General features: G+C 61.3%; 25 protein-coding genes. 14 read left to right on the top strand and 11 right to left on the bottom strand.

Going from position 1 to position 26,538, the window contains the following annotated elements:
* Positions 1–191: 191 nt before the first annotated feature.
* Positions 192–569, bottom strand: coding sequence for a hypothetical protein (locus J3361_RS26025; protein ID WP_186709198.1), 378 nt, complete (start codon positions 567–569; stop codon positions 192–194).
* Between the two features lie 247 nt (positions 570–816).
* On the opposite strand from J3361_RS26025, the gene J3361_RS26020 reads away from it, so the two are divergent.
* Positions 817–1,767 carry a YihY/virulence factor BrkB family protein gene (locus J3361_RS26020; protein ID WP_207966961.1) on the top strand — a complete coding sequence of 317 codons (951 nt, stop codon included), beginning with the start codon at positions 817–819 and terminating at the stop codon, positions 1,765–1,767.
* Entirely contained in the window at positions 1,764–2,303 is a 540-nt protein-coding gene (gene def, locus J3361_RS26015; protein ID WP_207966960.1) for a peptide deformylase, read from the top strand. The genes J3361_RS26020 and def overlap by 4 nt, the downstream gene beginning before the upstream one ends.
* Before the next feature lie 128 nt (positions 2,304–2,431).
* Here the strand turns inward: def and J3361_RS26010 are convergent, their stop codons facing one another.
* The 3 genes from J3361_RS26010 to J3361_RS26000 all read right to left on the bottom strand — a co-directional run bounded on the left by J3361_RS26010 (position 2,432) and on the right by J3361_RS26000 (position 4,892).
* Complete coding sequence (locus J3361_RS26010) at positions 2,432–2,854, bottom strand: GNAT family N-acetyltransferase (protein ID WP_207966959.1); 423 nt, start codon at positions 2,852–2,854, stop codon at positions 2,432–2,434.
* Between the two features lie 289 nt (positions 2,855–3,143).
* A complete protein-coding gene (locus J3361_RS26005; protein ID WP_207966958.1) occupies positions 3,144–3,698 on the bottom strand; it encodes a hypothetical protein in 555 nt (184 codons plus the stop codon).
* A gap of 162 nt (positions 3,699–3,860) precedes the next feature.
* Positions 3,861–4,892 carry a LacI family DNA-binding transcriptional regulator gene (locus J3361_RS26000; RefSeq protein WP_186730497.1) on the bottom strand — a complete coding sequence of 344 codons (1,032 nt, stop codon included), beginning with the start codon at positions 4,890–4,892 and terminating at the stop codon, positions 3,861–3,863.
* Positions 4,893–5,108: 216 nt separating this feature from the next.
* Between J3361_RS26000 and J3361_RS25995 the strand changes: the two genes are divergently transcribed.
* Positions 5,109–5,642, top strand: a complete 534-nt coding sequence (locus tag J3361_RS25995; RefSeq protein ID WP_186613539.1) for a gluconokinase — start codon at positions 5,109–5,111, stop codon at positions 5,640–5,642.
* Between the two features lie 92 nt (positions 5,643–5,734).
* Positions 5,735–7,087, top strand: a complete 1,353-nt coding sequence (locus J3361_RS25990; RefSeq protein ID WP_207966957.1) for a GntP family permease — start codon at positions 5,735–5,737, stop codon at positions 7,085–7,087.
* Between the two features lie 120 nt (positions 7,088–7,207).
* Here the strand turns inward: J3361_RS25990 and alaC are convergent, their stop codons facing one another.
* Positions 7,208–8,425 carry an alanine transaminase gene (gene alaC, locus J3361_RS25985; protein WP_207966956.1) on the bottom strand — a complete coding sequence of 406 codons (1,218 nt, stop codon included), beginning with the start codon at positions 8,423–8,425 and terminating at the stop codon, positions 7,208–7,210.
* A 209-nt stretch (positions 8,426–8,634) separates the two neighbouring features.
* Between alaC and J3361_RS25980 the strand changes: the two genes are divergently transcribed.
* Positions 8,635–9,297 (top strand): LysE family translocator, encoded by a 663-nt coding sequence (locus J3361_RS25980; protein ID WP_207966955.1) that lies wholly within the window; start codon positions 8,635–8,637, stop codon positions 9,295–9,297.
* A gap of 79 nt (positions 9,298–9,376) precedes the next feature.
* Positions 9,377–9,865, top strand: coding sequence for a GyrI-like domain-containing protein (locus J3361_RS25975; protein ID WP_207966954.1), 489 nt, complete (start codon positions 9,377–9,379; stop codon positions 9,863–9,865).
* 35 nt (positions 9,866–9,900) lie between these two features.
* Here the strand turns inward: J3361_RS25975 and J3361_RS25970 are convergent, their stop codons facing one another.
* The gene (locus J3361_RS25970) at positions 9,901–10,386 is read right to left on the bottom strand and encodes a GNAT family N-acetyltransferase (protein WP_207966953.1); all 486 of its coding nucleotides are present in this window, start codon (positions 10,384–10,386) and stop codon (positions 9,901–9,903) included.
* Positions 10,387–10,528: 142 nt separating this feature from the next.
* Here J3361_RS25970 and J3361_RS25965 point away from each other — a divergent pair, with 142 nt between their 5' ends.
* From J3361_RS25965 to J3361_RS25950, 4 genes are all read left to right on the top strand, one after another.
* Positions 10,529–10,963, top strand: coding sequence for an SgcJ/EcaC family oxidoreductase (locus tag J3361_RS25965; protein WP_207966952.1), 435 nt, complete (start codon positions 10,529–10,531; stop codon positions 10,961–10,963).
* 67 nt (positions 10,964–11,030) lie between these two features.
* The gene (locus J3361_RS25960; RefSeq protein ID WP_186709173.1) at positions 11,031–11,375 is read left to right on the top strand and encodes a YciI family protein; all 345 of its coding nucleotides are present in this window, start codon (positions 11,031–11,033) and stop codon (positions 11,373–11,375) included.
* Between the two features lie 27 nt (positions 11,376–11,402).
* On the top strand, positions 11,403–11,879 hold the full coding sequence (locus J3361_RS25955; protein ID WP_207966951.1) for an SRPBCC family protein: 477 nt from the start codon (positions 11,403–11,405) through the stop codon (positions 11,877–11,879).
* Positions 11,879–13,114, top strand: a complete 1,236-nt coding sequence (locus J3361_RS25950) for an RNA polymerase sigma factor (RefSeq protein ID WP_207966950.1) — start codon at positions 11,879–11,881, stop codon at positions 13,112–13,114. The genes J3361_RS25955 and J3361_RS25950 overlap by 1 nt, the downstream gene beginning before the upstream one ends.
* A 219-nt stretch (positions 13,115–13,333) precedes the next feature.
* On the opposite strand, the gene J3361_RS25945 is transcribed toward J3361_RS25950, so the two are convergent.
* The 4 genes from J3361_RS25945 to J3361_RS25930 form a co-directional block, all read right to left on the bottom strand.
* Positions 13,334–14,677, bottom strand: a complete 1,344-nt coding sequence (locus J3361_RS25945; RefSeq protein ID WP_207966949.1) for an imelysin family protein — start codon at positions 14,675–14,677, stop codon at positions 13,334–13,336.
* Between the two features lie 191 nt (positions 14,678–14,868).
* Complete coding sequence (locus J3361_RS25940) at positions 14,869–16,920, bottom strand: GGDEF domain-containing phosphodiesterase (RefSeq protein ID WP_207966948.1); 2,052 nt, start codon at positions 16,918–16,920, stop codon at positions 14,869–14,871.
* A gap of 295 nt (positions 16,921–17,215) precedes the next feature.
* On the bottom strand, positions 17,216–17,812 hold the full coding sequence (locus J3361_RS25935) for a Fe-Mn family superoxide dismutase (RefSeq protein WP_122566812.1): 597 nt from the start codon (positions 17,810–17,812) through the stop codon (positions 17,216–17,218).
* 176 nt (positions 17,813–17,988) lie between these two features.
* On the bottom strand, positions 17,989–18,591 hold the full coding sequence (locus tag J3361_RS25930) for a LysE/ArgO family amino acid transporter (protein ID WP_207966947.1): 603 nt from the start codon (positions 18,589–18,591) through the stop codon (positions 17,989–17,991).
* A gap of 99 nt (positions 18,592–18,690) precedes the next feature.
* On the opposite strand from J3361_RS25930, the gene J3361_RS25925 reads away from it, so the two are divergent.
* From J3361_RS25925 to J3361_RS25910, 4 genes are all read left to right on the top strand, one after another.
* The gene (locus J3361_RS25925; protein WP_207966946.1) at positions 18,691–19,584 is read left to right on the top strand and encodes a LysR family transcriptional regulator ArgP; all 894 of its coding nucleotides are present in this window, start codon (positions 18,691–18,693) and stop codon (positions 19,582–19,584) included.
* 58 nt (positions 19,585–19,642) lie between these two features.
* Entirely contained in the window at positions 19,643–20,635 is a 993-nt protein-coding gene (locus J3361_RS25920) for an NAD-dependent epimerase/dehydratase family protein (protein ID WP_207966945.1), read from the top strand.
* Positions 20,636–20,740: 105 nt separating this feature from the next.
* Positions 20,741–21,616, top strand: coding sequence for an ATPase (locus J3361_RS25915; RefSeq protein WP_207966944.1), 876 nt, complete (start codon positions 20,741–20,743; stop codon positions 21,614–21,616).
* Between the two features lie 175 nt (positions 21,617–21,791).
* The gene (locus J3361_RS25910) at positions 21,792–22,634 is read left to right on the top strand and encodes a cache domain-containing protein (RefSeq protein WP_207966943.1); all 843 of its coding nucleotides are present in this window, start codon (positions 21,792–21,794) and stop codon (positions 22,632–22,634) included.
* A 950-nt stretch (positions 22,635–23,584) separates the two neighbouring features.
* Here J3361_RS25910 and rapA read toward each other — a convergent pair.
* Positions 23,585–26,431: an RNA polymerase-associated protein RapA gene (gene rapA / locus J3361_RS25905; RefSeq protein WP_207966942.1), complete on the bottom strand. Its 2,847-nt coding sequence runs from the start codon at positions 26,429–26,431 to the stop codon at positions 23,585–23,587.
* Positions 26,432–26,538 lie beyond the last annotated feature (107 nt).

Genomic DNA, 26,538 nt, shown 5'->3' with positions numbered 1-26,538 from the left:
GCGAGTGAGATTTTATTTTTTCAGGCAAAAGAGGGCATACAAGGATCAGGAGCGTCACGTGAGCTCGGAAATGTGTATAAGGGACAGCTGCAAGACCGCATCGCGTCCATCGCGGGCAAGCCTTGCTCCCACATAGCGGGAGCAAGCTCCCTCGCCACAACAGCTCCCCTGCAATCAACCTATGTGGCGCATTACAACCTGAACTGCGCAAAATCCAGGTTGGTGCCCCCCGGCCGCATGTCCTGCAGGTAGGAGTCCTTGTCAGCGCTCAGCTCCAGGCTCAGGGCTGCCTTGCGTTTGCCCTGGTTGCGCACTTCCAGGCCTTCCATCTTTTCCCGCAGGAACACCGTTGGCACCTTCAAGTGCAACAGCTCATCGGTGGCTGGCGTGTGCAGCAGCAGGTGGATCCATTCGTACTGACCGATGGCCAGGCGCGCCACCGGGATATCGAACCAGAAGATGTTGCGGTTGCGGTTCAATTCGCTGAAGTGGCAGTTGTTGACGCCCAGTACGGCGCCGCCCAGTTCAAGGTTTCTGCGGGCGATGGCCTGCTTTTTATCGAGTTTCATAACGTTCCTACGGGGTTGGAGCTTCAGGCCGCCGCCTGAATACGTGGGGCATTCTCGGTGGTTGCCGGGTAAACATAAAGCCCCGCCTGTACGAACGATGAAACTTGGCTTGGCAATCACCGGTCAACTCAGCGTCGGGCCTGAAAAGACGAAATTGATCCAACGTCGCCAAACAGGCTACTTTGTTGTGGCAACGCCCCCTGAGTCGCCAAGCGACCACCCCTTTTTGCGGCGAAAGGAGACGCACATGATGTTCCCGGCCTTGAAAGGCTTACCCTTGCATCGTGTGATGATGCGCACCGTGACCGAGTTTCTCGACGACGAGATGTCGACCTACGCCTCGGCTTTGGCCTACCAAATGCTGTTTTCGCTGTTCCCGTTCATTCTCTTTCTGATCGCATTGATCGGCTTCCTGCACCTGCCGGACTTCTTCTCCTGGCTGCGCCTGCAATCGGAACTGGTGCTGCCGCCCCAGGCCCTGGAGCAGGTCAACCCGGTGATCGACCAGCTCCAGCAATCCAAGGGCGGCTTGTTGTCGGTGGGTATCGTCATTGCCTTGTGGACCGCTTCGGCGGGCGTGCGGCTGATGATGAGCGCGATGAACGCCGCCTACGATGTGGTGGAGGGCCGTCCGGCCTGGAAGCGCTTTCCGCTGTCGATCTTCTACACGGTCGGAATCGCCGGCATGCTGCTGGCCGCCGCGGCGCTGATGGTGCTCGGGCCGCAGGTGATGGGCTGGATTGCGGCCCAGGTCGGCCTGGAGGAGTTCATCGTCACGCTTTGGACGATCGTGCGCTGGCCGGTGATCGTGTTCTTGCTGATGGTCGCCGTGGCGCTGATCTATTACGTGATGCCCGACGTCAAGCAGGAGTTTCGCTTCATCACCCCGGGGTCGGTGCTGGCGGTGGTGGTGTGGATCATCGCCTCCCTGGGCTTCGCGTTTTACGTCAAGACCTTCGCCAACTACAACGCCATGTATGGCAGCATCGGCGCGATCATCGTGTTGTTGCTGTATTTCTACATCTCTTCGGCGGTGCTGCTGCTCGGTGCGGAGATGAACGCAGTGATCGAGCACATGTCCGCCGAAGGCAAGAATCCAGGTGAAAAGAACCCGGGCGAGCATGAAAAACAGCACGTGTCCGGCCTGGGGCGCGACCATTCCATCCCTCACACCCACCCTGACGAAGCCCGACCATGATCCGTGAAATCCTGAAAATGGGCGACGAACGCCTGCTGCGCATCGCCCCGCCGGTGCCCGCCGACATGTTCGACAGCCCTGAGTTGTGGCAATTGATCGACGACATGTTCCAGACCATGGAAAGCGTCGGCGGTGTCGGTCTGGCGGCGCCGCAGATCGGTGTCGACTTGCAACTGGTGATCTTCGGCTTCGAACACAGCGAGCGTTACCCCGACGCCGAGGCGGTGCCCCAGACAATCTTGATCAACCCTTTGATCACTCCGTTGGGCCCGCAGATGGAAGAGGGTTTTGAGGGTTGCCTGTCGGTACCGGGCCTGCGCGGTGCGGTGGATCGCTACCGGGACATCCGCTACGAAGGCTTCGACCCCAAGGGCGAGCCGATCGTGCGCTACGCGTCGGGCTTTCATGCGCGGGTGGTGCAGCATGAATGCGATCACCTGATCGGGCGCTTGTACCCGTCTCGCATCACGGATTTCAGCAAGTTTGGCTTTACCGACGTGATGTTTCCGGACCTGGACCCCGCGCCCGACGACTAGCTAACAACCGACCCAAAGCCCTGTGGGAGCGGGCTTGCTCGCGAAAGCGGTAGGTCAGCTTGCATTGATGTTGAATGTGCCGCCGTCTTCGCGGGCAAGCCCGCTCCCACATTGATCTGTATTGCACTTCAGGACTGTGTATTTAGCTTCAACCCCATCGCAATCATCGGCTTGCTGCGCGCATACCGGCTCAGGCGTTCGGCCATCGCGTAGGGCAGTTCGGGGTCGAAGCTGAAACCACGCCGCTCATAAAAACCGCGCAAGTCCGGATGGCAGAACAGCCACACCGGCTCATCCACGTCTTTCACCGCCGCAGCGATCAATCGCGCGGCAATGCCCTGTACGCGGTACGCCGGGTCGACAAACAACCCGGTCAACCAACGCCCGCCCGACACGGGGCGCAGGCACAGGGCGGCGACGATCTCATCGCGCCTTGCCACCCACAATTGTGCGTCACGCACCGCTTTCATCGAGGATTGATGGGCGCGGTAAAACTTGTTCATCAGTGGCCACAGCGGCTCGTCGAGTTGCGTGTAATGGATTTCGGACATGGCAGGGTCGTGGCGCAGAAGGGGGAGGCGATTATAAAAGAACGCGGCTGCGGCGATAGGTGTATACCTGACTGCACATCCCGTATGAGTGGAGTACGTATCATGGCCAAAGGCATGGATTCAAAAAAAGCGGCAAAGAAAAAACCGGCGAAGAGCGCTGATGAAAAGCGCGCTGACAAGAAGGCCAAGAAGGTGAATCTGTTCGGTCATTGAGGCGCTACCGTCTCGGTTGAGCTCAGGTTGAGCTGGGGTGGTGCCCCAGCTCGAACCCGTCGCTATGAGTCGAAGCTCAAAGCGAGGCGAGAAACATGTCCGTGGCCGAGGCTTTGTCGTCGGTGCGGCTCTCCTGGGCCTTTTCCACTTGTGCCATCGCTGATTTGTCCTGCATGCGCTGGGCAATCTCCTGGCTGACCGCCATCTGCTTCTCGGGTGGCATCGCCTCGAACTCCTCCTCGGTAATGCCCATCTCTTCAAGGATACTGTCGCGCAGGCGCTCTTCGGGCGTCTTGCTCATGTAATCCTTGAATTCCGCTAATGCCGAACTGCCAATGTCCTTGGCCTCTTCGGACGCTGACGAGGCGACCGTCTGCAATTGCACGCGGGTCTTGGCGAACGCCTCGTCGACATTGTCGCTGATGGCGGTACTTGCATTGACCTGTTGCGTGGCGCGTTTGTTGAAAGAATCCTGGACTTGGGCACTGCCCTGGCTGGCCTGGGCCTGGACGTTATCGCGCAACGCCTGCAATGCGGCGCTTTGCAGGCCGCTGGCGGCTTCGGCGGTAGGATCTTCGCCCGGGCGCTTGAGCGGCAAGACCATCGCTTGCTGTTTTGCACTGACCAACATGATGAACACCTTGTAGGTAATGACTGAGCGAGGGGCAGGAGCAATTCCCATGCCGTTGCCGCGTGGCCCCTATTCCAGGGGCTTTTAGACGGGCGTGCTGGGAGCCGGGCGGCCAATCCTTGCCGTTTGTCGGCACGGATCGACCGCCTCGTGCCGGGCCGCTCAGGTGCTTTCGCGAACCTTGAGCTCAAAGCCCATGTCCACCACCGGCTGGGCGATGCGGTTGCCGGCCATCAACGTCAGCATCTGTTCGGCGGCGCGGCGGCCGATGGCTTCCCGTGGGGTGCTGATGCTGCTCAGGCGCGGCACCATGTGGGCCGAGGCGGGCAGGTCGTTGAAGCCGAGGACCGAGACCTGCTCGGGGATCTTGATTCCGCAGCGCAGGGCCTCGAACAAGGCGCCGTGGGCCAGGTCGTCGTTGCCGAAGAAAATCGCATCGACGTCCGGGTGGCTGTCGAGCAATTGCAGGAACAATTCGCCTCCCAGGCCCACCGAGGAGGGACGCGGGGTCAGCAGTTCCAGGTCCGGGTCATACAGACCGGCTTTCTGCAGGGCGCGGCGAAACCCTTCGCCGCGCAGCAGGGTGCGCTGGTCCAGTTGCGCGCCGATGTAGGCCAGGCGCTTGCGGCCTTTGGAAATCAAGTGCTCGGCCGCCGTTTCGCCAGCCTTGAGCTGGGAAAAACCAACGCAGTTGAGCCCGGCACCGGGGTCCAGTTCCATCATGTACACGCAGGGAATATTGCTGGCCTCGATCATCCGCCGGGCGCTTTCGGTGCGGTCGAAACCGGTCAGCAGCAACCCCCGTGGCTGATAGGCCATGTAGTTGCGCAACAAGTCTTCTTCTTCGTCCCGGGAGTAGTGGTAGTTACCGATCACCACTTCGAAGCCCTTGGGCCGCAGGACCCGATGGATGGCTTCCAAGGTGTCGATGAACAACAGGTTGGACAACGACGGCACCAACACCACAACCGAATGGCTCTGGGCCGAAGCCAGGGCGCGGGCAGCGGGATTGACGACGTAGTTGAGTTCCACGGCGGCCTGGCGGACTTTTTCCACCAGTTCCGAGGCAACGGTGCTGACCCCGCGCAGGGCACGGGAGGCGGTGATGGGGCTGACACCGGCCAGGCGTGCGACTTCGTTGAGCGTGGGGCGACCGGTGGTGCGAGTATTCTTATCGTTTTTAGGGGCGGTCATCAGGGCGGCTTGCCAAACAAAAATCAAGGCACTAAGGTAGCGCTGTCTCGACGCCGCTGCAAATGCGTGAACGGGGGTTGCCTGATCTCCCGTCCGCTCGCGTCGTGAACGAACATGCTGCAACCACAAAAATGACAAGAAGGCGTCGGCAACTTCTGCTTTTGCTGCGGTGTCATAACTGGCAAAGGTAGCGCTGTCTGCGCGCTGAGGTGTTACATGAACAATCCCATCACCGCCCTGGTCATCATGGGCGTTGCCGGTTGCGGCAAAACCTGCGTCAGCCAGGCCCTGTGCCAATTGAGCGGCGCCACCGCCATCGAAGGCGACACCTTCCACCCCGCGGCCAACATCCAGAAGATGAGCGCCGGTATTCCCCTGAACGACGACGACCGTGCCGGCTGGCTCGACAGCCTGTGCGATGAGTTGCGCCGTGTCGACGCCACGGGCGAGCGCCCGGTGCTGACCTGCTCGGCCCTCAAGCACAGTTATCGCGAGCGCCTGCGCAGTGCCTTGCCCGGCCTGGGCTTCGTATTCCTTGAATTGACCCCCGAAGTGGCCGCCGACCGCGTTTCCCACCGTCCCGGTCATTTCATGCCGTCGACTTTGATCGACAGCCAGTTTGCCACCCTTGAATCCCCTGTCGGCGAGCCCCTGACCCTGGCTCTGGACGCGTCCAGCCACAGCATCGACGAACTGGCCCGCCAGGCTTACGTCTGGTGGTTGGCCCACGGTTTGAAGCTCGCCGGCTGAGTTTCAAAAAATTTGCGTCAGAAAGATAGCGCTGTCCCGACGGCCCATAAATAACTGCTTCAATAACAACAACAAATCAGGAGACACCTCCCATGTTCGGCATGTCCCACGAGACGTTCCTACTGCTTGATGCAGTGGTCACGGTGATCGGACTCATCGTCCTCATCACCAAGTTCAAATTCCACCCGTTCATTGCACTGACCATCGCCGCCGCGTTCCTCGGCCTGACGTCGGGCATGCCGACCGGCACCATCATCAAGGCGTTCCAGGACGGCTTCGGTGGCGTGCTCGGCTTTGTCGGCATCATCCTGGCGTTGGGCACGATGCTCGGCAAGATGATGGCCGAGTCGGGTGGGGCCGACCAGATCGCCCAGACCCTGATCCGCGCCTTCGGCAAGGACAAAGTGCAGTGGGCGATGATGTTCGCCGCGTTCCTGGTGGGCATCCCGCTGTTCTTCGAGATTGGCTTCGTGTTGCTGATCCCGCTGGTGTTCATCGTGGCGCGCCGCACCGGCGTATCGATCATCAAGATCGGTATCCCGCTGCTGGCCGGTCTTTCCGCAGTCCACGGCCTGGTGCCACCGCACCCGGGGCCGCTGCTGGCGATCGGCATCTTTGGCGCTGACATCGGCAAGACCATCCTTTATGGACTGATCGTCGCGCTGCCGACCGCCATCATTGCCGGGCCGATCTTCGGTACGTTCATTGCCAAGCACATCCCCGGCCATCCGAACCAGGAACTGGTGGATCAACTGGCCCGCGACACGAACGCCGCCGAGCTGCCAAGCTTCAGCATCACCCTGATCACCGTACTGTCGCCGGTGTTCCTGATGCTGCTCAAGACTTTTGCTGACGTGGCGCTGCCGGACGGCAACCTTTTCCGCGTCTGGATGGACATGATCGGCCACCCGATCTCGGCCTTGCTGCTGGCGTTGCTGCTGTCGCTGTACACCTTCGGCTACAAGCAGGGCATCGGCTCCAGCCAGATGCTCAAATGGCTGGACGCAAGCCTGGCCCCGACCGCCGCGATCATCCTGATCATCGGTGCCGGCGGCGGCTTCAAGCAGATGCTGGTGACCAGCGGTGTGGGTGATGTGATCGGCCACATGGCGGTCAGCGCGCAAATCTCGCCGATCCTGTTGGCGTGGCTGGTGGCGGCGGTGATTCGTATTGCGACGGGTTCGGCCACTGTGGCGACCATTACGGGGGCCGGGATCGTGGTGCCGGTGGTGGGGATGATGCCGGGTGTGAACCGTGAGCTGCTGGTGCTGGCGACCGGTGCCGGTTCGTTGATCCTGTCCCACGTCAACGACGCAGGTTTCTGGCTGGTCAAGCAGTACTTCAACATGACCGTGGCCGAAACCTTCAAGACCTGGACCGCGATGGAAACCATCCTGTCCGTGGTGGGGCTGATCTTTATCCTGCTGTTGTCGCTGGTGATCTAACAAACACCACAAAACAACTGTGGGAGCGGGCTTGCTCGCGAAGGCGATATAACATTCAACCTATTTGTTGACTGTCAGTCCGCCTTCGCGAGCAAGCCCGCTCCCACATTGAGTTTCGTATCAGGCGCCAGGTTTGTTTACCAAGCCATCCGCCCGAAACATCCCACGGATCCCCCGCACAGCCTGGCGAATCCGGTCCTGGTTCTCGATCAGCGCAAAGCGCACATGATCATCCCCATATTCCCCGAACCCAACCCCCGGCGAGACGCAGACCTTGGCTTCGGCCAACAGCTTCTTGGCAAACTCCAATGAACCCAAGTGGGCGTAGGCTTCGGGAATCTTGGCCCAGACGTACATCGACGCCTTCGGGTTCTCCACCATCCAGCCCAGCTCATGCAGGCCCTTGACCAACACATTGCGGCGTTGGCGGTACTGCTCGGCGATGTCGCGCACGCATTGCTGGTCGCCTTCAAGGGCGGCGATGGCGGCCACTTGCAGCGGGGTGAAGGTGCCGTAGTCGTGGTAGCTCTTGATCCGCGCCAGGGCGTTGACCAGTTCCGGATTACCGACCATGAAACCGATGCGCCAGCCGGCCATGTTGTAGCTCTTGGACAGGGTGAAGAACTCCACCGCGATGTCTTTCGCCCCAGGCACCTGCATGATCGACGGGGCTTTCCAGCCGTCATAGACGATGTCGGCGTAGGCCAGGTCGTGGATCACCAGCACGTCGTATTGCTTGGCCAGGGCAATGACCCGTTCGAAGAAGTCCAGCTCCACGCACTGGGCGGTGGGGTTGGAGGGGAAGCCGAGGATCATCATCTTCGGCTTGGGGATCGAGCCGCGAATGGCCCGCTCCAGTTCGTCGAAGAAATCCACGCCGGGCACCAGCGGCACCGAACGCACCTGGGCGCCGGCGATCACTGCGCCGTAGATGTGGATCGGGTAGCTGGGGTTGGGCACCAGCACCGTGTCGCCCTGGTCCAGGGTAGCCAGCATCAGGTGTGCCAGGCCTTCCTTGGAACCGATGGTGACGATGGCTTCGGTTTCCGGGTCGATGTCCACTTCATAGCGGTCCTTGTACCAGCGCGAAATGGCGCGGCGCAGGCGCGGAATGCCTTTGGACGTGGAGTAGCCGTGGGTGTCTTCACGCTGGGCGACGGTGACCAGTTTCTCCACGATGTGCGGGGGCGTGGCGCCGTCGGGGTTACCCATGCTCAAGTCGATGATGTCTTCGCCGCGCCGACGCGCAGCCATCTTCAGCTCGGCAGTGATATTGAATACATACGGGGGGAGTCGATCGATGCGCGCAAAGCGGCGCGGCGAACCTTGTTCGGCCATTGTTGCCTCGAGATACGTGAGCGCCCGGAACCGTCCGAGCGACGTTGGCCACTGCGGTGGCCTGCGGCGCAAGATAATCGGGCGGATGTCGGATTGTCCAGTAGCCGCGCCCAACTATTTTCGACGACACTGTCGACCAGGCTGCTCTGCCATCGATGGCTGCAGTGGCATGTTCAACCTGTCTCACCCCAATCCTGATGGAATGAATGATGGAATTTTCCAGCGGCTTCCTGCTGAGCCTTTCCCTGTGCCTGGACATTGGCGTGGCCAATATCGCAATGATCACCCTGGCGATGCAGCGCGGGTATTTCCAGGGTTTCGCCCTGGGCCTGGGCACCTGCGTGGGCGATCTGGTCTACGCCGTCCTGGCCCTGGCCGGCATGACCGTATTGCTGCAATACGAAACGGTGCGCTGGGTGCTGTGGATCGGCGGGTCGGTGCTGTTGCTGTATTTCGCGGCGAAGATGATCCACTCGGCGATCTATCACGGCACGGTCCTGGCCGAGGCGGGCGAGGTGCAGGGTAACTCTTCGCGCCAGGAGTTTTTCCGCGGGATTTTCCTGGCGATGTCATCGCCCAGCGCCATCCTCTGGTTCGCGGCGGTGGGCGGCACGCTGATCGCTCGTTCGGGCGGCGGAACCCTGCTCAGCTCGGCGTTGTTCCTCAGTGGTTTTCTCTGTGCCGGGCTGCTGTGGTGCGCGGCCTTGTGCCTGGCCGCGACCCAGGGCGGCAAACTGTTGGGGGATAAATTGTTGCGTTATTCCTATTGGGCATCCGCCGCGATTTTCTGCTATTTCGCAGTGTTCGTGATTGTTTCTGGTTACAACGAGTTTGTAGGAAAAGCCGTCACCGGCACCGTGCCTGGCATCTGACAAGCGAAACGGCCTGGCAATTGCGGTTTGGCTTCTATACTGCCAAACCCGACTTCACGTTTTGCTGGAGTGTTGCCGCATGGAAAAGCCCAAACGCGAGTACACAGCCATACCACGCTTTGAACAGGGCCGTTTTCAGCTGATTGCCGGCTTTGGTGCCCGGTTTACCGAGGACACCGCCCAAGACATCCCTTTGCTCTGGGAAAAGTTCCTGCCCTGGCTCGGCAAAGTGCCAGGGCAGAAAGATGAAGTGACTTACGGCGTGTGTTGCAACCCGGACGGGAAGGGTGGGTTCGAATACATCGCCGGCGTGGAGATCAGCCGGCTCGACGATCTGCCGGAACAATACCGCTGGATCGAAATCCAGCCAGGGCATTACGCGGTCTTCGAACACAAAGGGCCGTTGAAACAGCTGCCGGACACGTTCCAATACATCTGGAACGAGTGGCTGCCGCATTCCGGCCACGAAGCGGCGGATGAGCCTGAATTCGAGCGCTACAGCGAGGACTTCAATCCCAGAACCGGCCAAGGCACGCTGGAGATCTGGATCCCGCTCAAGCCCAGTTGAGCGGCGCGGGGCCCTGTGGGAGCGTTTTCTGTTGGTCAAAACACCAACGCCATCCGCCGCTCATAACCGATGCGGCCCTTGTAGGCTTCACCACTGTCGACCCAGCCCATCCGGGTATACAGGCCGATGGCCGAGTCGTTGTCGGCGTCCACGGAGAGCTCCAGCCCGCGAATCTCCGGCCAGGCGGCTCGCGCCACGGCGGGCAACGCCTGCAGGCATGCCTTGCCATAACCTTGGCCTTGGGCCCGGTGGTCGACTTGCAGGGCATGCAGGGTGGCGCTGTGTTCGTTGGCCCAGGCGGGCAGTACCGGTGGGCGCTTGAGCAGCAGGAAGGCCACCGGCACCCCCTCAGCCAATAGCGCAAAGCCTTTGACCCCGGGGCCAGGCTTGGACAGCAGCATGTGCAGGGCACCATGGATATCGCCAGAGAACTTGATCTGTCCAGGGTGGATTTCGATGGCGGTGACCTGTTCGCGTTGAAGCGGGGTCAGGTCTTCGTAGGGGACGAGTTGAGCGGTCACAAAAACATCCGTTGTTTGCCGGCAGAATAGGACGTGGATTCTAGCGAATTTTTTTCTTTGGATTATTTTTGTTGGGCTGTCGATTCGCTGTTTCTCCAAACGACTAAGGGTGTCTTCAACAAAAAAACTGCGGAGAATCACCATGAATACCCAAGCCACTGAAACCGAAATCCAGGTCCTGATCGACACCTATCGCCAAGCCGTCATGGCCAAGGACGTCGAAAAAGTCATGGCGCTCTATGACGAGGACATTGTCTCGTTCGATGCCATCCAGGCCTTGCAATTCAAGGGCAAGACCGCCTACCGGGCCCATTGGCAAGCCTGCATGGAAATGTGCCCCGGCCCGCACAAGTTCGATTTTCATCAGGTCAAGATTACCCCGGCCGACAACATCGCCTTCGCTCACTGGCTGGCCTATTGCGGAGGCACCAGCGAAAAAGGCGAAGAACAGGCCTGCTGGATGCGCGTGACGGCCTGTTACCAACGTGTAGCCGGGCAATGGCGGATTGTCCATGAACACTGGTCCGCCCCGTTCGATCCGATGGCTGGGACGGCGCTGTTCGACCTGCAGCCCTGATCGTCGGTTTTTTCGTCGAGTGTCATTCTGCCGTCCATAGTTGATCAGTCCGATCACGGAGCTTTCCATGAAGTACCTATGCCTGGTGTATAGCAACGAACACACGCTGCACAACTCGCCCGACAGCCCGGAGGACGCCGAGTGCATGGCCTATGCCGAATCGATCCAGGGCAGCGGGCGCATGGTGGCCGCCGAGGCCCTGGAGTCGGTACAGACCGCCACCACGGTGCGCATGCGTGGCGGCAAGTTGTCGATCACCGACGGCCCGTTCGCCGAAACCAAGGAGCAACTGGCGGGCTTCTACCTGATCGACGCCAAGGACCTCAACGAAGCCATCCAGGTCGCGGGCAATATTCCCGCGGCCCGGGTCGGTTGCGTCGAAGTGCGACCGGTACGCCAACTGAACCCCTGAACAACAAGCACAAACAGGATTTCATTCATGAACCTTGCAACTGCCCCTTACGCGTTATCCATCAGCCGGGTGATCGATGCCCCGCGCCAGAAGATCTTCCGCGCCTGGACCGAGCCGGCCTTGCTGATGCAATGGTGGGGCCCCCATGGCATGACCACACCGGAGTGCGAAATGGACCTGTGGGTCGGCGGTCAGTTTCGCACCCTGATGCGCGCTCCTGACGGCAGTGAATACCCGACCATGGGCGTGTTCCTGGAAATTCTCGCCCCGCAGCGCCTGGTGTTCACCGATGCGTTCCTGCCCGGCTGGATTCCTTCCGGCAAGGCCTTTATGACCGCTGAAGTGCTGCTGGAGGAGGTGGACGGCAAAACCCGTTATACCGCCAGTGCACTGCACTGGAGCGAGGAGGATCGCCAGGCACACGAAGCCATGGGCTTCCATGACGGGTGGGGCGAGAGCCTGGATCGGCTTGAGACGCTGGTTACCCAAGGCATGCCCGACTGATGTCGGTCGAAACGGTCAAGGCGCGGGTCGAGCAGGTTTATCGGCAAGACTCGCGGCGGATCCTGGCGACACTGATTCGCCTGCTCGGGGACTTCGATCTCGCGGAAGAGGCCTTGCACGAGGCCTTTTTCATCGCGGTCGAGCGCTGGCAGCGCGACGGTGTACCGGACAATCCACGGGCCTGGCTGGTGTCTGCCGGGCGTTTCAAGGCCATCGACAGTTTGCGCCGGCGGGCGCGTTTCGCCGCGTCCCAACCGATGTTGATCGCTCAGCTCGAGGAACTGGAACAGGGCCAGTGGAGTGACGAAGACGTGGAAGATGATCGCCTGCGGCTGATTTTTACCTGTTGCCACCCGGCCCTGGCGGCGGATGCACAGGTGCCCCTGACGTTGCGGGAAGTCTGCGACTTGACCACCGAGCAAATCGCCCGGGCCTTTCTCGCCGCCCCGGCGGCCATTGCCCAGCGCATCGTGCGGGCCAAGGCGAAAATCCGCGATGCCAGGATTCCCTATCAGGTGCCTTCACGGGCGGAGCTGCCGGAACGGCTGGACAGCGTGCTGCGGGTAATTTACCTGGTGTTCAACGAAGGGTACTCGGCATCGATGGGCGCCGAGCTGACCCGCGAAGACCTGACGCGTGAAGCCATCCGCCTCGGGCGTCTGCTGATGGAGTTGCTGCCCGAGGCCGAGGTCATGGGGCTGCTGGCGTTGATGCTGCTGCATGAATCCCGGCGCCCGGCGCGCACCTCGTCGACCGGTGAGCTGATTCTGCTGGATGAACAGGCGCGATCCTTGTGGGATGCCGAGCTGATCGCCGAGGGCTGCGCGTTGGTGGAGGCCGCTTTGAAAACCCGGCGGTTCGGGCCGTACTGCCTGCAAGCAGCGATTGCGGCGGTGCATGCCGAAGCGCCGACGGCCGAGGAGACCGATTGGCCGCAGATCGTCGGGCTCTATGATGTGCTGCTGAGGGCCGTGCCATCGCCGGTGATCGAACTCAACCGAGCCGCCGCACTGGCCAAGCGCGACGGGCCCCAGGAAGGACTGCGCCTGGTTGACGGAATACTCGCCAGGGGCGATTTGACGGACTATCACCTGGCCCATTCGGCGCGGGCGGAGTTCTGTCGGCAGTTAGGGCAGGTGGAGGAGGCGCGGGCCGCCTACCGACGTGCGCTTGAACTGACGCAGCAACTGCCGGAACGGCGGTTTATCGAAGGGCGGCTTGCGGGATTGCAGTAATGCACCACTGTGGGAGCGAGCCTGCTCGCGATAGCGGTGGATCAGCCAACATCGATGTTGACTGACATACCCTCATCGCGAGCAGGCTCGCTCCCACAGGAAACTGATGGCTGATCCAGCGTTTTCGAAACACCGGAAACCACTGTGGGAGCGAGCCTGCTCCCACAGGTTTTGTGGTTTGGCTGGCTGCGTTAATCCGTTTCAGCCAACCGGCGTTGATCAGAACTCGTGTTCAGCATTGTCCGGGTTCAGGTCGCTGATGCCCAGTTTGCCCGCGGCCTGTTCGATCGAACCGGTCTGCTTGACCAGTGCGGCGATGGCGTCGCGTACGATCTGGTTGCCAGCGGTGTTGCCGGCGGCGATCAGTTGGTCGTAGTGCTCACCCTTGTTGGCGTGATCGACCATGACCTGGATCTTGGCCTCGGTGTCGGCCAGCTCGGCCTTGAGCGCGGTGTCCGCGGCCGGGTCGGCCTTGGCGACCAGGGACGACAGGCTGGCGCCGGTCATCTTGCTGCCGTCGACGCGGGTGTATTCGCCCAGGTAAACGTTACGCACACCCTTGGCATCGTAGAAATGCGAGTAGTGGGTGTTGTCGCTGAAGCAATCCTGCTCGTCTTCAGGCGAGTTGGCTTCCAGGGACACCTTCATGCGCTCGCCCGCCAGTTCACCCAGGGACAGGCTGCCCATGCCGAACAGCATCTTGCGCAGGCCGCTTTCGGCCGGCTCGGCTTCCAGGGTGGCGCGGTAGTTGTCGGCCACGTTCGGCTTCCAGTTACCGACCATTTCCTGCAGGTCGTTGACCAGCAGTTGGGTCACGGACTTGAGGTAGGCACGACGACGGTCGTTGTGGCCGCCGGTGGCGCCGGCGCCTTCCAGGTAATCCGAAGCTGGGCGATTGCCAGCGCCCGGACCGGTACCGTTGAGGTCTTGGCCCCACAGCAGGAATTCGATGGCGTGGTAACCGGTGGCGACGTTGGCCTCGGAACCGCCCAGCTCGTTCAAGCTGGCGAGTTTTTCCGGGGTGATGTCTTTGACGTCGACCTTGTCTTCGCCAACCTGGACTTCGGTGTTGGCGATGATGTTGGCGGTGGCGCCCGGGTTGCCCAAGGCGTGTTCGTAGGATTTGTCGACGTAGTCGATCAGGCCTTCGTCCAGGGGCCAGGCGTTCAATTGGCCTTCCCAGTCGTCAATGATGGTGTTGCCGAAGCGGAACACTTCGCTTTGCAGGTACGGTACGCGTGCGGCGACCCAGGCAGCCTTCGCGGCTTTCAGGGTCTCGGCGTTCGGCTTGGCCAGGAACGCGTCGACGGCGGTTTGCAGGGTTTTCGCCGTGGATTCGGCATCGCTGTAGACGGCGTAGACGATGTCGGCGTAGTGCGCGACAACAGCCTTGGCGGCGGCTTCGTCGACTTTGCCGGCGGCAGCAGGAGCGACCGGTGCCGCGGTGCTGGCGGCTGGCGTTGGCGCTTGCGGCGCGGCGGCCTTGTCTTTGCCTTCGCCGCAACCGGCGAGGGAAATAGCGATGGCCAGCAGACTGGCGGTAGCCAGGGGCATACGAATCATGGCGAACATCCTGCTTCGGTGATGGATGGGACAGGCGCGAGGGTGCGCAAAAACTGCGACATAATGCGAAAGATTTGCATTATGTGTAAAGGGTTATGGTTGTAAATATTTCTTGTTTAATGATGCGGATCACCGCCTTTCGGCGGCGTCTGTAGGCGCTTTCTCGCGAAGCGAGGCGCTTGGGAAAGAAATCAGATGATGGAAACCTTGCTGCGCTCGGCCTGCTTCAGGTAAATGCCCAACTCCCGGGCCGGCAGCGGTTTGCTGTAGTAGTACCCCTGACCTTCATGGCAGCCTTCGGCGATGATGTAGGCTTCTTGCTCGATCGTCTCGACGCCCTCGGCAATGACCTGCATCCCCAGGCTCTTGCCCAACTGGATGATGGCCCGGACGATGGTCGCGTCGTCCTCGTCGTCGAGCAGGTCTTGGACGAAGCTCTTGTCGATCTTGATCTTGTCCAGCGGCAGGCTCTTGAGGTAGCTCAGGGACGAATAGCCGGTGCCGAAGTCATCGATGGCAATCAGCGCCCCGGAGCGGCGCAGGCTCAGCAAATGCTGGGCCGCAGTGGTGATGTCTTCCATCAGGCCAGTCTCGGTGACTTCCAGCTCCAGGCTGCGCGGTGGCAGCCGGTACATTTGCAAAAGATTGTTCACCACCCGTGGTAGTTCGGCGTGGTGCAGTTGCACCGTCGACAGGTTGACCGCCATGCGCAGGTCGAGGAAACCCTGGTCGTGCCATTCGCGTAGTTGCCTGCACGCCTGGTCCAGCACCCATTCGCCGATGGCGATGATGGTGCCGTTCTGCTCGGCCAGGGGAATGAAAAGGTCCGGCGGCACCAGGCCGTGCTCGGGGTGGTGCCAGCGGATCAGGGCTTCGGTGCCCACTATCCGTAGGTCGCGGTAGCTGATCTGCGGCTGGTACACCAGGCTGAACTGCTCGCGGGCCAGGGCCTCGCGCAGGTCTTTCTCCAGTTCGCGACGGCGGCGCATCTCGCTGTCGACGCTGGCAATGTAGAACTGATAGCGATTGCGCGAGCGGCTCTTGGCCAAGGTCATGGTCTGTTCGGCTTTCTGCAACAGCTTCTCGGTGCTGTCGCCGTCTTCGGGGAAAAGAGTGATGCCGATGGTGGCCCGCAGGCGAATTTGTTGATCATCGATGCAGAAGGGTGCTTCCAGGTCATCAAGGATGCTCTGGGCCAGTTCGGCGGCTTCGTACGGCTGCTCGATGTCGGCCTGGACCAGGGCGAACTGGTCGCCTCCCAGTCGCGCCAGCGCGCCGAGCCGACCGCTGTGGGCCCGCAGCCGATCCGCCAGGGCCAGCAGCAACTGGTCGCCGGTCTGGTAGCTGAACTGCTCGTTGATGCCCTTGAAGTCATCCAACCCTACGCACAGCACCGCCACCCGACGTTGCAGGCGCCCGGCGTCCACTAGGATCTTGTCCAATTGCTGTTGCAACTGCTGGCGGTTGGGCAGGCCGGTGAGAAAGTCGTACTGGGCCATGCGCAGCAGGCTGTTTTCCGCTTCGTGGCGCAGGTGCGTGTTGCGTTCGATGGATTCGAGCAGTTGGTTGGCCGTGTTTATCCATAGACCCAGTTCGTTTTGTTCGTGGCCGCGCAACTGCGGGATCTTGTGCGCGCTGGGGCGATCAGGGTTGATTTCGGTCAGGTGCTCGATGATCCGCGACAACGGCTTGGTCAGCAGCCAGTGATAGACCAGGTACAGCACCAGGCCCATGGCCAGGGCCCGCAGCATCCCGGAGATGAAGATGATCACCGAACTGACGATGAAGCCCTCGCCATAGGTGGCGGTGTCGAGGGTGATGCTCAGGTCGCCGTAATACTCGCTATAGGGGCCCCGTCCCACCAGTTGCGTGGTGAAGGTGCGCTCCTTGCCCAGTATCAGGTCGGTCAGCCAGCGGCTGTCGGAGTGCTGCAGAGGCCGGGTTTTTTCGGCGAGCATGGTTTCGCGGGGATGGCCGATGGAAGCCATGCGTACGGCTTCATCCTGGAACAGGCCCTCGATCACCTGCATGCCCATTTCCCGGTCCAGGCTGTAGACGGCCTGGGTCGAAGGGTCGCGGAACATGTCGAGGATACGCTGGGCGTCTGTGGCGACGGCCTGGTTGGTTTTGTAGGCATCGAACACGATCTGGGCGCAGCTCAAGACCACGCCAACGATCAATGCCGAGAGGAGCACGACCCGGAGCAACTTCACAGACAAGCTGTTCTTGAGTTCCAGCTTCAAAGAGTGGTTCCTTGTTCCGTGCGGGTAGCGTCAAGTTGCCATGAGTATTGGCAATCCTGTGATGTCAGTCAAAGGGACAATCAAACACAAGGGTTTTCGCTTGAAACCTGACCGGTTTACGTTTTTTCCAGAGTGATTGCTCTATGACCATTGTGTCGGTTGAAAGGCACCGCAACTTGAGGCCCGCTGGGATTTTTTCTTGCTTTCAAGACGCGAAGTGTTTCGGCTGCGGTCAATTTTTGCTGCGCAAAAAAAACCCGGCACGGCGCCGGGTTTCTTTGGTCTGGCATCGAGCTTAGGCAGTGAAGGCTTTGCCTTCGAACTGCTCGGCAACGAATTTCCAGTTGACCAGGTTCCAGAACGCTTCGACGTATTTCGGACGAACGTTGCGGTAGTCGATGTAGTAGGCGTGTTCCCATACGTCGCAGGTCAACAGCGGGGTGTCGCCGTTGGTCAGTGGGTTGCCGGCGCCGATGGTGCTGGCCAGGGCCAGGGAACCGTCAGCCTTTTTCACCAGCCAGCCCCAACCGGAACCGAAGGTGCCGATGGACGTCTTGCTGAACTCTTCCTTGAACTTGTCGAACGAACCGAAGGCTGCATTGATGGCTTCAGCCAGCGCGCCGGTTGGTTGACCGCCGGCGTTTGGCGCCAGGCAGTTCCAGTAGAAGGTGTGGTTCCAGACCTGAGCGGCGTTGTTGAAGATACCGCCCGAGGAAGTCTTGACGATTTCTTCCAGGGTCTTGCCTTCGAACTCGGTGCCAGGCACCAGGTTGTTCAGGTTCACGACGTAGGTGTTGTGGTGCTTGTCGTGGTGGTATTCCAGAGTTTCTTTGGAGATGTGCGGCTGCAGTGCATCGTGTGGATAGGGCAGCGGCGGCAATTCGAAAGCCATGGTGATTCTCCTAATCAGGTCAGGTTGCGGTGAGCGCAAGGCCGATCACGGGCGGCCAGACTAGCGCCGGGGAGTTTGTACTCTTTGCGGCGCAGGAGTCGGATCATAGCACCGGGGGTGCGGCATAACCACGCAACAACTGTGTGGAATAGAGGTTCCAGAGCGGTTTGGAATAATCAGCCGGTGACGATCAATTGCATCGCCACGGTAAACATCATCACCGCCACCAACAGGTCCAGGATCCGCCAAGTGATTGGACGAGCCAACCAGGGGGCCAGCCATGCCGCGCCGATGGCCAGGGTGAGGAACCACAGCAGCGAGGCACTGGCTGCACCTATCACATAGGCGCCGGGCACACTCTGCTGGGCGCCGAGGGAACCGATCAGCAGCACCGTGTCGAGGTAGACGTGGGGGTTGAGCAGCGTCACCGCCAGCGCGCTGAGCAAAACCGCCCGCAGTGAGCGTACGGCTTGGTTCTCACTTTGTTCCAGGCTCTGCATCGAGCAGGCCCGGCGCAAGGCCAGGCTGGCGTACCAGAGCAGGAATGCCGCACCGCCCCAGCGGGCAATCGACAGCAGCAACGGACTCTGGGCCAGCAAGGTCGCCAGGCCGAATACCCCGGCGGCGACCAACAGGGCATCGCAGGTGATGCACAGCGCCGCCACCGGCAAGTGATGCTCGCGGCGCAGGCTCTGGGCCAGCACGAACGCATTCTGGGCGCCAATGGCCATGATCAGCCCGAGGGCCACCAAGAGCCCATTCACATAGCTTTGCCACATTGGGTTATCCCCCCGGTCAGTTGATGAATTGCTGGCCATTCTCCTGTGGTGGGCTGTATAAGAAAAACCAATATTGCTGATTGCTCATTAGGGAAGCTGATGTTCGATTACAAATTGCTCTCTGCCCTGGCTGCCGTGGTCGAGCAGGCCGGTTTCGAGCGTGCGGCCCAGGTGCTGGGTTTGTCGCAGTCGGCCATTTCCCAACGAATCAAGCTGCTGGAGGCGCGTGTCGGCCAGCCTGTCCTGGTGCGTGCGACGCCGCCGGCGCCGACAGAAATCGGCCGCCGGCTGCTCAATCATGTGCAACAGGTGCGGCTGCTCGAGCGTGACCTGCAAAGCCTGGTGCCGGCGCTGGATGAAGAAGGCCTGCCGGAGCGTCTGCGCATCGCCTTGAACGCCGACAGTTTGGCGACCTGGTGGGCCGCTGCCGTGGGCGATTTTTGCGCCGATCACCACCTGTTGCTCGACTTGGTGGTGGAAGACCAGACCGTTGGCCTCAAGCGCATGCGCGCCGGTGAAGTGGCGGCCTGTGTCTGCGCCAGCGAGCGCCCGGTGGCAGGCGCCCGCAGTGTGTTGCTGGGGGCGATGCGTTACCGGGCGTTGGCCAGTCCGGCCTTCATCGCCCGGCATTTCCCCGACGGGGTGCGGGCCGATCAACTGGCCCGTACGCCAGCCTTGGTGTTTGGTCCGGATGATTTCCTGCAACACCGCTATCTCGCGTCCGTGGGCGTGGAGGGCGGTTTCGAGCATCATCTGTGCCCCTCGTCCGAAGGTTTCATCCGTCTCGCTGAAGCGGGGCTGGGCTGGGGGCTGGTGCCGGAGCTGCAAGTGCGCGAACAGCTGGAACGAGGCGTGCTGGTGGAATTGTTGGCAGATAAACCGATCGATGTGCCGCTGTACTGGCATCATTGGCGCAATGGTGGGCAGTTGCTCGGCTTATTGACCGAGCGACTGATCGCAGCGGCAAGCAGCACGCTGCAAGCGGTACGTTGAGCGAGCAGTGCTTGAAGCTTGTCGCTTGCAGCTGGAAACTGATTTTTTAGGAGCATTCATGAAGATTTTGGTCACCGGCGCGAGCGGCTTCATTGGCGGGCGCTTTGCGCGTTTCGCCCTGGAGCAGGGCCTGGATGTACGGGTCAACGGTCGCCGGGCCGAGAGTGTGGAACATCTGGTGCGGCGCGGTGCGCAATTCGTCCAAGGGGACCTGAGCGACCCGCTGCTGGCCCGGGATTTGTGCGTGGATGTCGAGGCCGTGGTGCATTGCGCCGGTTCCGTTGGGCTGTGGGGCCGCTACCAGGATTTCCACCAGGGCAATGTCCAGGTCACGGAAAATGTCGTCGAGGCCTGCCTCAAGCAGAAGGTGCGACGCCTGGTTCATCTGTCCTCGCCGTCCATTTATTTCGATGGTCGCGACCACCTCGGGCTGACTGAAGAACAGGTACCCAAGCGCTTCAAGCATCCTTATGCCGCCACCAAGTACCTGGCCGAGCAGAAAGTCTTCGGCGCCCAGGAGTTCGGCCTCGAAGTGCTGGCCCTGCGCCCGCGTTTCGTGACGGGTGCCGGTGATATGAGTATTTTCCCGCGCCTGTTGAAAATGCAGCGCAAGGGGCGGCTGGCCATTGTCGGCAATGGGTTGAACAAGGTGGATTTCACCAGTGTGCAAAACCTCAATGAAGCGTTGCTCAGCAGCCTGCTGGCCAGCGATTCTGCCTTGGGCAAGGCCTACAACATCAGTAACGGCGTCCCGGTCCCGTTGTGGGATGTGGTCAATTATGTGATGCGCCAGATGGAAGTCCCACAGGTCCGACGTTATCGTTCCTACGGCTTGGCTTATAGCGTCGCGGCCCTGAATGAGGGGGTCTGCAAGCTTTGGCCGGGCCGCCCCGAACCGACGCTGTCGCGTCTGGGCATGCAGGTCATGAACAAAAATTTCACCTTGGACATCGGCCGGGCCCGGCATTATCTCGATTACGATCCGCAGGTCAGCCTCTGGACCGCCCTGGATGAATTTTGCGCCTGGTGGGCGGTCCAAAACGCCCGCTGATCGGCCCGCCATGAACCGAGTGCCCGGTTCGGGGTCAATCGGTGCGGCGGGCGAGGGGGTTATACTCGCCGCATTAGCCATTATCGGTTTCCCAAAGGTCGAACCATGCCCATGCGTAACGATGCCAACGACGACTTCGACGATGTACCGAGCCTGCGGGTGCGGGCCGACATCCCCGATGACGATGATTTCCTGCCGAACCGCCAGCCGCCCCACGTGCAAGCGCGCCCGGCGCCCGCTGGCGCGGCCAAGGCCAAGGGGCCCAGCACCGGGCCGCTGTGGGCACTGGTCGGCGCGCTGCTGTGTGCGTTCGGTTTCCTGGCCTGGTGGAGCTTCCAGCAGATTTCCCTGATGGAGCAGCAATTGGTGGCGACTCAGGAAAGCTTCGCCCGGATCAGCGAGGATGCGGCGGGGCGCTTGCAAGACATTTCCGGCAAGGTGGTCGCCGGGCAGTCCAACGTCATGAGCGACAGTGAAGCCCTGAAATTGCAGATCAAACAGTTGGACAACAAACTGCAGGAGCAGGCCCGGCAATTCGACGGCAAGCTGCAGGAGCAGTACCGGCAACAGCAGGCCACGTTCGGTCCGTCCGCCGACCTGGACAAGGAACTGGCCCAGCTCATTGCCCAGGCCTCTGACCAGCAGAACACCAACACTCAGCTGCAAGCTTCCAACAAGGAGCTCCAAGCCCAGGTCAAGGCGCTGGCGGCTGAAGTGACCGCCCTGAAGAACCAGGGCGAGGGTGGTGCCCTGGATGCCCAGCTCAAGAGCATCGGTGCCGATATCACCGCCCTCAAAAGAGCCACCTCCAACTCCGCCATCGAGCGCCTGGAGCAGGACGTGATCGTGCTCAAGAGCCAGCAGGATAACGGCAACACTGCCGAGTTCGACGCCTTCCGCGGGCAGGTCACCCGTAATATCAACACCCTGCAAGCGCAGATCCAGCATTTGCAGCAGCAACTCAGCGCTCGGGCTCAATAAGCCTGATGTTCGGCCAGCGCCTATCCCTGTAGGAGCTGCCGAAGGCTGCGATCTTTTGATCTTTGCTCAAGACTCAATTGTCTGGGAAAAGATCGCAGCCTCGTTGCACTCGTCAGCTCCTACTTCCCCACGCCGTCTACGCTCTTGAAACACCAACAAGAACGAGGGCGCGCATATGGTTTTTTTTCACAGGATGGCCTGGCTGGGCGCAATGCTTGTGCTGGGGCTGGCCCAGACCCAGGCGGCCACTGCGGACGATGGCCAGGCGGCCCGGGCGCTGCTGGAGAAGGCTCTGGCCTACTACCACGACAATGGCGACAAGGCCTTTGCCGCCTTCAGCCGCCAAGGGGAATTCGTCGACAAGGATCGCTATGTGTTCGTGGTCGATACCCAGGGTGTGATGCTTGCCAGCGGCGGACCCTCCTCGGCGTTGATCGGGCGGGACGTGTCCGAAGTACTGGGGCCGGAATTGCGCAAAGCCTTCAAGGACGCCTTGAAAACCCCCGAGGCCAGCGGCATTCAGCAAGCCGAGTATCGCTGGCAGAACTGGGCGGACGGCAAGGTCGAGCGCAAGCATGTGTATTTCCAGCGCGTCGGCGAACGAATCCTGGCCGTCGGCTACTACCTGCCACGGGCTTCCGCCGAGCAGGCCAGGGCGCTGCTGGACAAGGCCTCAAGTGATCTGCTGAAAAACGAGAAAGCCACGTTGACGGCGGTCAACTCCCTCAAGGGCGGTTATCTGCAGGATGACCTGTATGTCTTTGTCGTTGACCTCGATACCCGGCGGTATGTGGGGCATGGCACCAATCTGCGTTTGATCAATACCGACTTCGCCAAGGTCAAGGACCCCGATGGCAAACCGGTGGGGGAACCGATCCTGGCCATGATCGCTAAGCAGGATGTGGGGGAGTATGAGTATCGCTGGAAGAACCCGGTGACTGGGAAGGTTGAGGACAAGCATGCTTACCTGAGGAAGGTTGGGCATTTTCTGGTGGCGGTGGGGTATTACAGTCCTTGAGGGGTTAGGGCTGGGTTTTGGGTGTATATCCGTTTCTTTGGTAACGGCGGCTTAGGGTTCCGCCCTGACGGCGGCTCACTTTTGAAAAGCGCAAAAGTAAGCAAAACGCTTTTGCCCCACCACTTGGTGCCTCGCTAGGGCTCGGCATGCCCGAACGAAGGCATTGCTCCGTGGGCCCGCCGCGAAGGGCCATCCATGGCCCAGCGCGGCTAACCCGGCATCCATGCCGGGTTGCCCACTGCGCAATACCTTCGTTCAGCCAGCGTGGTTAACGGGGCGCCCGAGATCAACGTCCGCCACGAGGCGGCCTTATAGCCGACCTGGTTCTCCCGGTCGTACTCCGACCCAACTGTGGGAGCGAGCCTGCTCGCGAAGGCGGCGCCCCAGTCGATGAAAATGTTGGATGTGCTGGCCCCTTCGCGAGCAGGCTCGCTCCCACAGTGGTTCTGTGTTGAATATAAATTTTTTGTCCGCTGAAGACTGAATGTGGGAGCGAGCTTGCTCGCGATGGCGATGGTTCAGTCACATGGGTGTTGAGCTGACTGGCCCCATCGCGAGCAAGCTTTGCTCCCACAGATCTGATGGGTGTACGACCGGGAGAGCCAGGTCGGCTATCAGGCCGCCTCGGGGAGGACGTTGATTTCGGCGCCCCGTTAACCACGCTGGCCGAACGCAGGCATTGTGGAGTGGGCATCCCGGCATGGATGCCGGGATAGCCGCGCTGGGCCATGGATGGCCCTTCGCGGCGGCCCACGGAGCAATGCCGGAGTGAGGGCATGCCGAGCCCTAGCGAGGCACCGAGTGGTGGGGCAAAAGCGTTTTGCTTACTTTTGCGCTCTTCAAAAGTGAGCCGCTGTAAGAGCGGAACCCTAAGCCGCCGTTACCGAAGAAACGGATATACACCCGATAAAAGCACCCCAGCGGGACTATATATCGGGACCCCGCCAAACTCAGCCCGCCACCAACACCCGAATCGCCTCCAAACGCAACGCTGCCTTCTCAAGCATCGCCAGCCCTTGCTCCCGCTGTTGGCGCAGGGCCACGAGTTCGCTGTCGCGCACAGTCGGGTTGACCGCTTGCAGGGCGGTCAGGCGGGCCAGTTCCTCGTCGGTATCGGCGGCCAGGCGGCGCTGGGCCTCGGCCACGCGCTCGGCGTGACGCGGGGCGATCTTCTCTTCGCCGGCATTGATCCGTGGCGTGAGCTGGTCGCGCTGGGCCTGGATGAACTTGTTGGCGCTGGCGCGGGGCACGCTTTCGAGTTGGTCGTTCAGGGTTTCGAACGAGACCCGGGCGGCCAGGTCGTTGCCGTTGGCGTCCAACAGGCAGCGCAGGGCGGCCGGTGGCAGGTAGCGACCCAGTTGCAGCGAGCGCGGCGCAACCACCTCACTGACATAGAGCAGCTCCAACAACACGGTGCCGGGCTTGAGCGCCTTGTTCTTGATCAGCGCCACGGCGGTGTTGCCCATCGAGCCGGACAGCACCAGGTCCATGCCGCCTTGCACCATCGGGTGCTCCCAGGTGATGAACTGCATGTCTTCGCGCGACAGCGCCTGGTTGCGGTCGTAGGTGATGGTCACGCCTTCGTCGTCGCCCAGCGGGAAGCTGGCGTCGAGCATTTTTTCGCTCGGTTTGAGGATCAGCGCGTTTTCCGAATGGTCCTCGCTGTCGATACCAAAGGCATCGAACAGGGTTTCCATGTAGATCGGCAAGGCAAACTGGTCGTCCTGCTCAAGAATGGCCTCCACCAACGCATCGCCTTCACCCGCGCCGCCGGAGTTGAGTTCCAGCAAACGGTCGCGACCGGTGTGCAGCTCGGCCTCCAGGCGCTCGCGCTCGGTACGGGCCTCGTCGATCAGCGCTTGCCACTGGCCGTCGTCGGCTTCCTCCAGCAAGGGCAGCAGGCGCGGGCCGAACTGGTGCTGCAAGGCGTTGCCGGTCGGGCAGGTGTTGAGGAAAGCATTCAGGGCTTCGTGATACCACTGGAACAGCCGCGCCTGGGGACTGGTTTCCAGGTATGGCGCATGCAGCTCGATGGTGTGCTTCTGGCCGATCCGGTCCAGACGACCAATACGTTGTTCCAGCAGGTCCGGATGCGCCGGCAGGTCGAACAGCACCAAGTGATGGGCGAACTGGAAGTTGCGCCCCTCACTGCCGATTTCCGAACAGATCAGCACCTGGGCGCCAAACTCTTCGTCGGCGAAATAGGCCGCCGCGCGGTCGCGCTCCAGGATATTCATGCCTTCGTGGAACACCGTGGCCGGGATGCCGGAACGCACGCGCAGGGCGTCTTCCAGGTCCATGGCGGTTTCGGCGTGGGCACAGATCACCAGCACTTTGGTGCGCTTGAGCATCTTCAGGGTGTCGATCAGCCACTCGACCCGCGGGTCGAAACGCCACCAGCGTTCTTCTTCGCTGGCGTCCGGCTGGGCCTGGAAGCTGACTTCCGGGTACAGCTCGGGGTGATCGCCCAAGGGCAGTTCGAGGTACTCGGCCGGGCACGGCAGCGGGTAGGCGTGTAGCTTGCGCTCGGGGAAGCCCTGCACGGCGGCGCGGGTGTTGCGAAACAGCACGCGACCGGTACCGTGGCGATCCAGCAGTTCACGCACCAGGCGGGCACTGGCTTGGACATCGCCATCATTCACGGCGGTCAGCAATGCTTCGCCTTCGTTCCCCAGGAAACCCTGGATGGTCTTGTGGGCTTCGGGCGAGAGGCGACCTTTGTCCAGCAGCTCCTGCACGGCTTCGGCCACCGGACGATAGTTTTCGCTCTCGGCGCGGAAGGCCTTGAGGTCATGGAAACGGTTCGGGTCCAGCAGGCGCAGGCGGGCGAAATGGCTGTCCTGACCCAGTTGTTCCGGGGTCGCGGTCAGCAGCAGCACGCCCGGGATGGTTTCGGCAAGCTGCTCGACCAGGGCGTATTGAGGGCTAACCTGGTCTTCGTGCCACACCAGGTGATGGGCTTCGTCGACCACCAGCAGGTCCCAGCCGGCGGCGAACAGCGCGTCCTGGGCCTTTTCGTCGTCCACCAGCCATTCCAGCGCCACCAGGGCCAATTGGGTGTCTTCGAACGGGTTGCTGGCATCGCTTTCGATGAAGCGTTCTTCGTCGAACAGCGCGACCTGCAGGTTGAAGCGTCGACGCATTTCCACCAGCCACTGGTGCTGGAGGTTTTCCGGCACCAGGATCAGGACGCGGTTGGCGCGGCCGGACAGCAATTGACGGTGGATGACCAGGCCGGCTTCGATGGTCTTGCCCAGGCCCACTTCGTCGGCCAGCAGTACTCGCGGTGCAATACGGTCGGCCACTTCACGGGCAATGTGCAATTGGTGGGCGATCGGCTGGGCGCGTACGCCGCCCAGGCCCCACAGTGAAGACTGCAACTGGCGGCTGGTGTGTTCCAGGGTGTGATAGCGCAGGGAGAACCAGGCCAGCGGGTCGATCTGGCCGGCGAACAGACGGTCGCTGGCCAGGCGGAACTGGATAAAGTTCGACAGTTGGGTCTCGGGCAGGGTGACGACTTCGTTCTGCCCGTTGAGGCCGTGGTAGACCAGCAGCCCATCGACGTCATCGACTTCGCGCACGGTCATTTTCCAGCCTTCGAAGTGAGTGATCACATCGCCCGGCGAAAACCGTACACGGGTAAGTGGCGCATTCCGTAGCGCGTACTGGCGAGTGTCGCCAGTGGCCGGATAGAGCACGGTCAACAAGCGGCCGTCCTGTGCCAGAACGGTGCCTAAACCCAGCTCGGCTTCGCTGTCACTGATCCAGCGTTGCCCCGGTTGATACTGCTGCGCCATGCTGCCTGACTCCCGCCTTGAAAAAGCCGGTTATCTTAACGGAAGGATCCTTCATACCAAAGGATTTACGTACGTTGATTCGTCTCGATGGTACGGAACTTACGCTT

Origin of the sequence: Pseudomonas sp. OA65, assembly GCF_017498305.1 — a bacterium.
In the GTDB taxonomy this organism is placed as follows: domain Bacteria; phylum Pseudomonadota; class Gammaproteobacteria; order Pseudomonadales; family Pseudomonadaceae; genus Aquipseudomonas; species Aquipseudomonas zanjanensis.
This window is presented reverse-complemented; position numbering and strand designations above follow the sequence as displayed.

Excerpts from the sequence above, each read along its gene's own strand:
- J3361_RS26025 (WP_186709198.1), bottom strand. The coding sequence starts at position 569 with ATGAAACTCGATAAAAAGCAGGCCATCGCCCGCAGAAACCTTGAACTG.
- J3361_RS26020 (WP_207966961.1), top strand. The coding sequence starts at position 817 with ATGATGTTCCCGGCCTTGAAAGGCTTACCCTTGCATCGTGTGATGATG.
- def (WP_207966960.1), top strand. The coding sequence starts at position 1,764 with ATGATCCGTGAAATCCTGAAAATGGGCGACGAACGCCTGCTGCGCATC.
- J3361_RS26010 (WP_207966959.1), bottom strand. The coding sequence starts at position 2,854 with ATGTCCGAAATCCATTACACGCAACTCGACGAGCCGCTGTGGCCACTG.
- J3361_RS26005 (WP_207966958.1), bottom strand. The coding sequence starts at position 3,698 with ATGTTGGTCAGTGCAAAACAGCAAGCGATGGTCTTGCCGCTCAAGCGC.
- J3361_RS26000 (WP_186730497.1), bottom strand. The coding sequence starts at position 4,892 with ATGACCGCCCCTAAAAACGATAAGAATACTCGCACCACCGGTCGCCCC.
- J3361_RS25995 (WP_186613539.1), top strand. The coding sequence starts at position 5,109 with ATGAACAATCCCATCACCGCCCTGGTCATCATGGGCGTTGCCGGTTGC.
- J3361_RS25990 (WP_207966957.1), top strand. The coding sequence starts at position 5,735 with ATGTTCGGCATGTCCCACGAGACGTTCCTACTGCTTGATGCAGTGGTC.
- alaC (WP_207966956.1), bottom strand. The coding sequence starts at position 8,425 with ATGGCCGAACAAGGTTCGCCGCGCCGCTTTGCGCGCATCGATCGACTC.
- J3361_RS25980 (WP_207966955.1), top strand. The coding sequence starts at position 8,635 with ATGGAATTTTCCAGCGGCTTCCTGCTGAGCCTTTCCCTGTGCCTGGAC.
- J3361_RS25975 (WP_207966954.1), top strand. The coding sequence starts at position 9,377 with ATGGAAAAGCCCAAACGCGAGTACACAGCCATACCACGCTTTGAACAG.
- J3361_RS25965 (WP_207966952.1), top strand. The coding sequence starts at position 10,529 with ATGAATACCCAAGCCACTGAAACCGAAATCCAGGTCCTGATCGACACC.
- J3361_RS25960 (WP_186709173.1), top strand. The coding sequence starts at position 11,031 with ATGAAGTACCTATGCCTGGTGTATAGCAACGAACACACGCTGCACAAC.
- J3361_RS25955 (WP_207966951.1), top strand. The coding sequence starts at position 11,403 with ATGAACCTTGCAACTGCCCCTTACGCGTTATCCATCAGCCGGGTGATC.
- J3361_RS25950 (WP_207966950.1), top strand. The coding sequence starts at position 11,879 with ATGTCGGTCGAAACGGTCAAGGCGCGGGTCGAGCAGGTTTATCGGCAA.
- J3361_RS25945 (WP_207966949.1), bottom strand. The coding sequence starts at position 14,677 with ATGATTCGTATGCCCCTGGCTACCGCCAGTCTGCTGGCCATCGCTATT.
- J3361_RS25935 (WP_122566812.1), bottom strand. The coding sequence starts at position 17,812 with ATGGCTTTCGAATTGCCGCCGCTGCCCTATCCACACGATGCACTGCAG.
- J3361_RS25930 (WP_207966947.1), bottom strand. The coding sequence starts at position 18,591 with ATGTGGCAAAGCTATGTGAATGGGCTCTTGGTGGCCCTCGGGCTGATC.
- J3361_RS25925 (WP_207966946.1), top strand. The coding sequence starts at position 18,691 with ATGTTCGATTACAAATTGCTCTCTGCCCTGGCTGCCGTGGTCGAGCAG.
- J3361_RS25920 (WP_207966945.1), top strand. The coding sequence starts at position 19,643 with ATGAAGATTTTGGTCACCGGCGCGAGCGGCTTCATTGGCGGGCGCTTT.
- J3361_RS25915 (WP_207966944.1), top strand. The coding sequence starts at position 20,741 with ATGCCCATGCGTAACGATGCCAACGACGACTTCGACGATGTACCGAGC.
- J3361_RS25910 (WP_207966943.1), top strand. The coding sequence starts at position 21,792 with ATGGTTTTTTTTCACAGGATGGCCTGGCTGGGCGCAATGCTTGTGCTG.
- rapA (WP_207966942.1), bottom strand. The coding sequence starts at position 26,431 with ATGGCGCAGCAGTATCAACCGGGGCAACGCTGGATCAGTGACAGCGAA.